Source organism: Streptomyces sudanensis (genome assembly GCF_023614315.1).
Classification (GTDB): domain Bacteria; phylum Actinomycetota; class Actinomycetes; order Streptomycetales; family Streptomycetaceae; genus Streptomyces; species Streptomyces sudanensis.
Window position 1 is genome coordinate 4,908,140 of the sequence record NZ_CP095474.1, and the last position, 6,540, is coordinate 4,914,679.

The 6,540-nt window shown below is 74.9% G+C and carries 4 protein-coding genes; all 4 read left to right on the forward strand.

What is annotated here, in order from left to right; translation table 11 throughout:
* Positions 1-103: 103 nt before the first annotated feature.
* The 4 genes from argF to MW084_RS22730 all read left to right on the forward strand — a co-directional run bounded on the left by argF (position 104) and on the right by MW084_RS22730 (position 6,407).
* On the forward strand, positions 104-1,105 hold the full coding sequence (gene argF, locus MW084_RS22715) for an ornithine carbamoyltransferase (RefSeq protein ID WP_010475998.1): 1,002 nt from the start codon (positions 104-106) through the stop codon (positions 1,103-1,105).
* Between the two features lie 34 nt (positions 1,106-1,139).
* Positions 1,140-2,093, forward strand: a complete 954-nt coding sequence (locus tag MW084_RS22720) for a carbamate kinase (protein ID WP_010475996.1) — start codon at positions 1,140-1,142, stop codon at positions 2,091-2,093.
* Positions 2,090-3,625: a YfcC family protein gene (locus MW084_RS22725; protein WP_010475994.1), complete on the forward strand. Its 1,536-nt coding sequence runs from the start codon at positions 2,090-2,092 to the stop codon at positions 3,623-3,625. The genes MW084_RS22720 and MW084_RS22725 overlap by 4 nt, the downstream gene beginning before the upstream one ends.
* A gap of 397 nt (positions 3,626-4,022) precedes the next feature.
* Entirely contained in the window at positions 4,023-6,407 is a 2,385-nt protein-coding gene (locus tag MW084_RS22730) for a phosphoketolase family protein (protein WP_010472832.1), read from the forward strand.
* The last annotated feature ends 133 nt before the right edge of the window (positions 6,408-6,540 follow it).

Here is a 6,540-nt window from a genome sequence, read left to right on the forward strand (position 1 = left end):
AACGGTAACATCCGTCCCGCGCCCCGTCCGTCCCGCGCCCCGTCCGTCCCGCGCCCCGTCCGTCCCGCACCCCGCCCGTCCCGCACCCGTCAAGGAGTCCCCCGTGTCCGTCGACCTGCGCCACCGCCCGTTCCTGAAGGAGCTCGACTTCACCCCCGAGGAGTTCCGCCACCTGCTGGAGCTCTCCGCCTCCGTCAAGGCGGCCCGCCGCCGGGGCACCGAGGAGCAGCGGCTGCGGGGCAGGAACATCGCGGTCATCTTCGAGAAGACCTCGACGAGGACCCGGTGCGCCTTCGAGGTGGCCGCCCACCAGCAGGGCGCGCACGTGACCTACCTCGACCCGTCCGGCTCGCAGCTCGGGCACAAGGAGTCCATCAAGGACACCGCCCGCGTCCTGGGCCGCTACTACGACGGGATCGAGTACCGCGGCAGCGACCAGAGCATGGTGGAGGAGCTGGCCCGGTACGCCGGCGTGCCGGTCTGGAACGGCCTGACGGACCAGTGGCACCCCACGCAGTCGCTCGCCGACGTCCTCACCATGTGGGAGCACACCGACAAGCCGCTGGAGCAGGTCTCCTTCGCCTACCTGGGGGACGCCGGGAACAACGTCGGCAACTCCCTGCTGGTCACCGCGGCGATGCTCGGCATGGACGTGCGCATGGTCGGCCCGGCCTCCCTGCGCAACGCCCCCGAGGTCGTCGAGGAGGCGCGGCGGGCGGCGGCCGTCAGCGGCGCGCGGATCACCCTGACCGAGGACGTGGCCGAGGGCGTGGCCGGCGCCGACTTCCTCTACACCGACGTGTGGCTGTCCATGGGGGAGCCGCCGGAGATGTGGGACGAGCGCATCGCCCTCCTCAAGCCGTACCAGGTGACGGCGCAGACCCTGAAGGCGACGGGCAACCCGGCGGTCAAGTTCATGCACTGCCTCCCGGCCTTCCACAACAGCGACACCACCGTCGGCGCCAAGATCGCGGCGCGGACCGGCATGACCGCGCTGGAGGTCACCGAGGAGGTCTTCGAGTCCGCCCACTCCATCGTGTTCGACCAGGCCGAGAACCGGCTCCACACCATCAAGGCGGTCCTCGTCGCCACCCTCGGCGACTGAAGCCGGCACCCCCTCTACCCCGGAGAACACTGTCATGCGTGTAGTCGTCGCCCTGGGCGGGAACGCCCTGCTCCGCCGCGAGGAGCGGCCGGACGCCGCCGTGCAGCTCGCCAACGTCCGCGCCGCCGTGTCCGCCCTCGCCCCCCTCGCGCACGAGCACGAACTCGTCATCACCCACGGGAACGGCCCGCAGGTCGGTGTGCTCGCCCTGCAGAGCGCCGCCGACCGCTCCCTGAGCACCCCCTACCCCTTCGACGTCCTCGGGGCGGAGACCCAGGGGATGATCGGCTACTGGCTCCTGCAGTCCCTGCAGAACGCCCTGCCCGGACGCCAGGTGTGCGCCCTGCTGAACCAGACCCTCGTCTCCGCGGCCGACCCCGCCTTCGCCGACCCGGCCAAGTTCGTCGGCCCCGTCTACGACCGGGCCGAGGCGGAGCGGCTGGCCGCCGAGCGCGGCTGGACGGTCAGGCCGGACGGCGCCCACTGGCGGCGCGTCGTCCCCTCCCCCCGCCCGCAGCGCGTCGTGGAGACCCGGCTGATCCGGCTGCTGCTGGACTCGGGGGCGGTGGCCGTGTGCGCCGGGGGCGGCGGCGTACCGGTGATCCGCGACGAGCGGGGGCGGCTGACCGGCGTCGAGGCCGTGGTGGACAAGGACCTCACCGCCGCGCTCCTGGCCGAGGCGCTCGACGCCGACGCGCTCCTGCTGCTCACCGACGTGCCCCACGTCTCCCTCGGCTACGGCACGCCCGACGCCGAACCCGTCGGACGGACCACCCCCGCGGCCCTGAGGGCCCACCGGTTCCCGGCCGGCTCCATGGGCCCCAAGGTCGACGCCGTGTGCCGGTTCGCCGAACTCACCGGCGGCATGGCCGCCATCGGCGCCCTCGAGGACGCCCGGGCGATACTCGACGGCGCCGCCGGCACCGTCGTCACCCCCGGCGGCCGCCCCCACGGGGCCGCCCACGACGGACCCCAGGACCCGACATGAGCTCCACCGGCAGCCCCCTCACCTCCCCGCGGCCCGACCGGGCGGCGGCGGACCCCGGCACGCCCGGCGCCCCCCGGCACCGGTTCCGCCTGCCTTCCGCCTTCACCGTCCTGGCCGTCGTCACCCTGGCGGTCTGGGCCCTGACCTTCGTGATCCCCGCCGGCCGCTACGAGACCGAGGACGGCAGCCCCGTCCCGGGCACCTACCACCCCGTGGAGCGGGCCGCCGGCTTCCAGGACCGGCTCAAGGACCTGTTCCTCTCCCCGGTCAACGGCCTGTACGGCGTCACCGACGCGGAGACGGGCCTCACCGCGCCCGGGGCGGCCGGCTCCTTCGCGGGCGCCGCCGGGGTGTTCCTGTTCATCCTGGCCGTGGGCGCCTTCATCACCGTCACACTGCGGACCGGCGCCCTCACCGCCGGGGTGGCGCGGCTCGCGCAGCGCCTGCACAGCCACCGGACCCTGCTCCTGGTCGTGCTGCTGACGGTCTTCTCCCTCGGGGGGACCACCTACGGGATGGCCGAGGAGACCCTCGGCTTCTACGGGCTGATGATCCCCCTGATGCTGAGCCTGGGGTACGACCGGATGGTCGCCGCGGCGGTCATCATGGTGGGCGCCGGCGTCGGCACCCTCGCCTCGACCGTCAACCCCTTCGCCACCGGGGTGGCGTCCGACAGCGCCGGCATCGGCACGGGCGAGGGCATCGTCCTGCGGCTGCTGATGTGGGCCTGCCTGACGGCGCTGGCGGCCGCGTACGTCGTGCGCTACGCCCGCCGCGTCGCCGAGGACCCCTCGCGGTCGCTGACGCCGCTCACCGAGGACGACCTGCGCACCAGGGAGGAGGGCGCCCGGGCAGCGGGGCTGACGGTCCGCCAGCGCCTCGTCCTGTGCCTCTTCGCGGCCACCTTCCTGTTCATGGTCTTCGCGGTGGTCCCCTGGTCCGACCTGGGCGTGGCCTTCCTGCCCACGCTCGGGTGGTACTTCCCCGAGCTCGCCGCCCTGTTCCTCGTCGCGGCGGTCCTGGTCGGACTGGCCGGCGGCCTGGGGGAGAAGGGCACGGTGAACGCCTTCACCGCCGGCGCGGGGGACTTCGTCGGGGCGGCGATGATCGTCATGCTGGCGCGGGGCGTCACGGTGATCATGAACAACGCCAGTGTCACCGACACCATCCTCGACACCCTCCAGGAAGCGGTGTCCGGCACCTCCTCCGGCGTGTTCGCCGCCCTGGTGTTCGTGGTCAACCTCCCGCTGGCGTTCTTCGTCCCCTCCTCGTCCGGCCACGCGGCCCTCGCCATGCCCATCCTCGCCCCCCTGGCCGACTTCGCCGGGGTGAGCCGGGCCCTGGTGGTCACCGCGTACCAGTCGGCCTCCGGCTGGGTGAACCTCGTCACCCCGACCTCGGCCGTCGTCATGGGCGGCCTGGCCCTCGCCAAGATCCCCTACGACCGGTACCTGCGCTTCGTGGCGCCCCTGATGGGCGTCCTGCTGGCGGCGATCGTCGCCTTCCTGGTGGCCGGCGCGGTCCTGGGCTGAGTCCGGCCCACCGGCCCACCGGCCCACCGGCCCACCGGCCCGTTCCCGCGCCCGGCGCGGNNNCGGGCCGGNGGCCGNGCCGGGCCCGGCGCNGGCNNGNGGCNCCTCACGNNCCGTCCGCCCGGCCCGCGGTGGTGGGACGGGCCGGGGCCGGGTACCCGTCGACCGCCCGGGCACGACCCGCACCCGGACCGCCCCGGCCCGGCGCCGGGGACGGCGCGGACCGGTCGCCGGCAGGACCGGTCGCGGCGGCGGCCCGGGGCCCNGCCCGCCGCGGGCACGTACGGTCCGCGCCTCCCGGCGGGCGGGACGCCACAGGCCCGGGACCCGCCGCACGACGGCGGCCGCCGGACCGCCGCCCCCGACCGCCCGGCCCCACCCACGAGACGGAGGAAGCATGCACGAGGACGACCACCCGGACGGCACCGCCCCGACCGAAGAGGAACTCGACGCGCTCGACGCCCACTGGAGGGCGGCCAACTACCTGTCCGTCGGCCAGATCTACCTGATGGGCAACCCGCTGCTGCGCGAGCCGCTGGAGCCGGAGCACATCAAGCCGAGGCTGCTGGGGCACTGGGGCACCTCCCCGGGCCTCAACCTCGTGCACACCCACCTCAACCGGGTGATCCGCCGCCACGACCTCGACGCCCTGTGCGTCTGGGGGCCCGGACACGGCGGACCGGCCGTGCTCGCCAACTCCTGGCTGGAGGGCACCTACAGCGAGACGTACCCGAACGTGGGCCGGGACGAGGAGGGCATGGCCCGCCTCTTCCGCCAGTTCTCCTTCCCCGGCGGGGTGCCGAGCCACGTGGCGCCGGAGACCCCCGGGTCGATCCACGAGGGCGGCGAACTCGGCTACGCGCTCTCCCACGCGTACGGCGCGGCGTTCGACAACCCCGACCTCCTGGTGGCGTGCGTCGTCGGCGACGGCGAGGCGGAGACCGGCCCCCTCGCCGCGTCCTGGCACTCCAACAAGTTCCTCGACCCCGTCCACGACGGAGCCGTCCTGCCCGTCCTCCACCTCAACGGGTACAAGATCGCGAACCCGACCCTGCTCGCGCGCCTCCCCCAGGAGGAACTCGACGAGCTGCTGCGCGGCTACGGCCACGACCCCCTGCACGTCACCGGCGACGACCCGCGCCGGGTCCACCGGGCGATGGCGGCCGCGATGGACACGGCGGTCGCCCGGATCCGCCGCATCCAGCGGGAGGCCCGCGCCGGCGGACCGGGCGGACGGCCGCGGTGGCCCGTGATCGTCCTGCGCACGCCGAAGGGCTGGACCGGCCCGGCCGAGGTGGACGGCCTGCCCGTCGAGGGGACCTGGCGCTCCCACCAGGTCCCCCTCTCCGGCGTGCGGGACGACCCGGCGCACCGCGAACGGCTGGAGGCGTGGCTGCGCTCCTACCGCCCCGAGGAGCTGTTCGACGAGCGGGGCCGCCCCCGGCCGCGGGTGCTCGCCTGCGTACCGGAGGGCGGGCGCCGGCTGGGCGCGTCCCGGCACGCCAACGGCGGCCTGCTGCTGCGGGACCTGCCCCTGCCGCCGCTGGAGCGCTTCGCCGTCGCCGTGGACCGGCCGGGCGCCACCCGGCACGAGCCGACACGGGTCCTCGGGGACCTGCTGGAGGCCGTCATGGCCGCCACCGCCGACCGCCGCGACTTCCGGCTCGTCGGCCCGGACGAGACCGCCTCCAACCGCCTCCAGGCGGTGTACGGGGCCAGCGGCAAGGCGTGGCAGGAACCGGTCCTCGACACCGACGAGCACCTGGACCCGCACGGCCGGGTGATGGAGATCCTCTCCGAGCACACCTGCCAGGGCTGGCTGGAGGGCTACCTCCTGACCGGCCGCCACGGGCTGTTCTCCTGCTACGAGGCGTTCGTGCACATCGTCGACTCCATGGTCAACCAGCACATCAAGTGGCTGCGGACCTCCCGCGCACTGCCGTGGCGCGCCCCCGTCGCCTCCCTCAACTACCTGCTGACGTCCCACGTGTGGCGCCAGGACCACAACGGCTTCTCGCACCAGGACCCCGGTTTCGTGGACCACGTGCTCAACAAGAGCCCCGAGGTGGTCCGGGTCTACCTGCCGCCGGACGCCAACACCCTGCTGGTGGCGGCCGACCACGCGCTGCGCAGCCGCGACCGCGTCAATGTGGTCGTCGCGGGCAAGCAGCCCTGCTTCGACTGGCTCTCCCTCGACGAGGCCCGCGCCCACTGCGCCCGCGGCGCCGGGGTGTGGGAGTGGGCGGGCTCCGAGGACGGCACGCGCGAACCCGACGTGGTCCTCGCCTGCGCGGGCGACGTGCCCACCCAGGAGGTGCTGGCGGCGGCCCGGCTGCTGCGGCGCCACCTGCCCGACCTGGCCGTGCGCGTGGTCAACGTCGTCGACATGACCCGGCTCATGCCCCGCGAGGAGCATCCGCACGGCATGTCCGACGGGGAGTACGACGCGCTGTTCACCCGCGACCGGCCGGTGATCTTCGCGTACCACGGCTACCCGTGGCTGGTGCACCGCCTGGCCTACCGCCGCGCCGGGCACGGCGGCACGCACGTGCGGGGCTACAAGGAGGTGGGTACGACCACCACGCCGTTCGACATGCTCGTCCGCAACGACCTCGACCGCTACCGGCTCGTGATGGACGTGATCGACCGCGTCCCGGGCCTCGGCGTCCGCGCGGCGGGCGTACGGCAGGCCATGGCGGACGCCCGCACCCGCCACCACGCCTGGATCCGGCAGCACGGCACCGACATGCCCGAGGTCGCCGACTGGACGTGGACCGGCTGAGCGCCGCCGGCCGGCCCCGGAGGCCCTCCGGCCCGGGGCCCGGGAGGCAGGGGCCGCCGCCCCGGCGGGCGGTCGCGGCCCGGGGNCCGCACCCGGCCGTACGGACGGCGGGGCCGGCCGNNNCCCCGNNCGC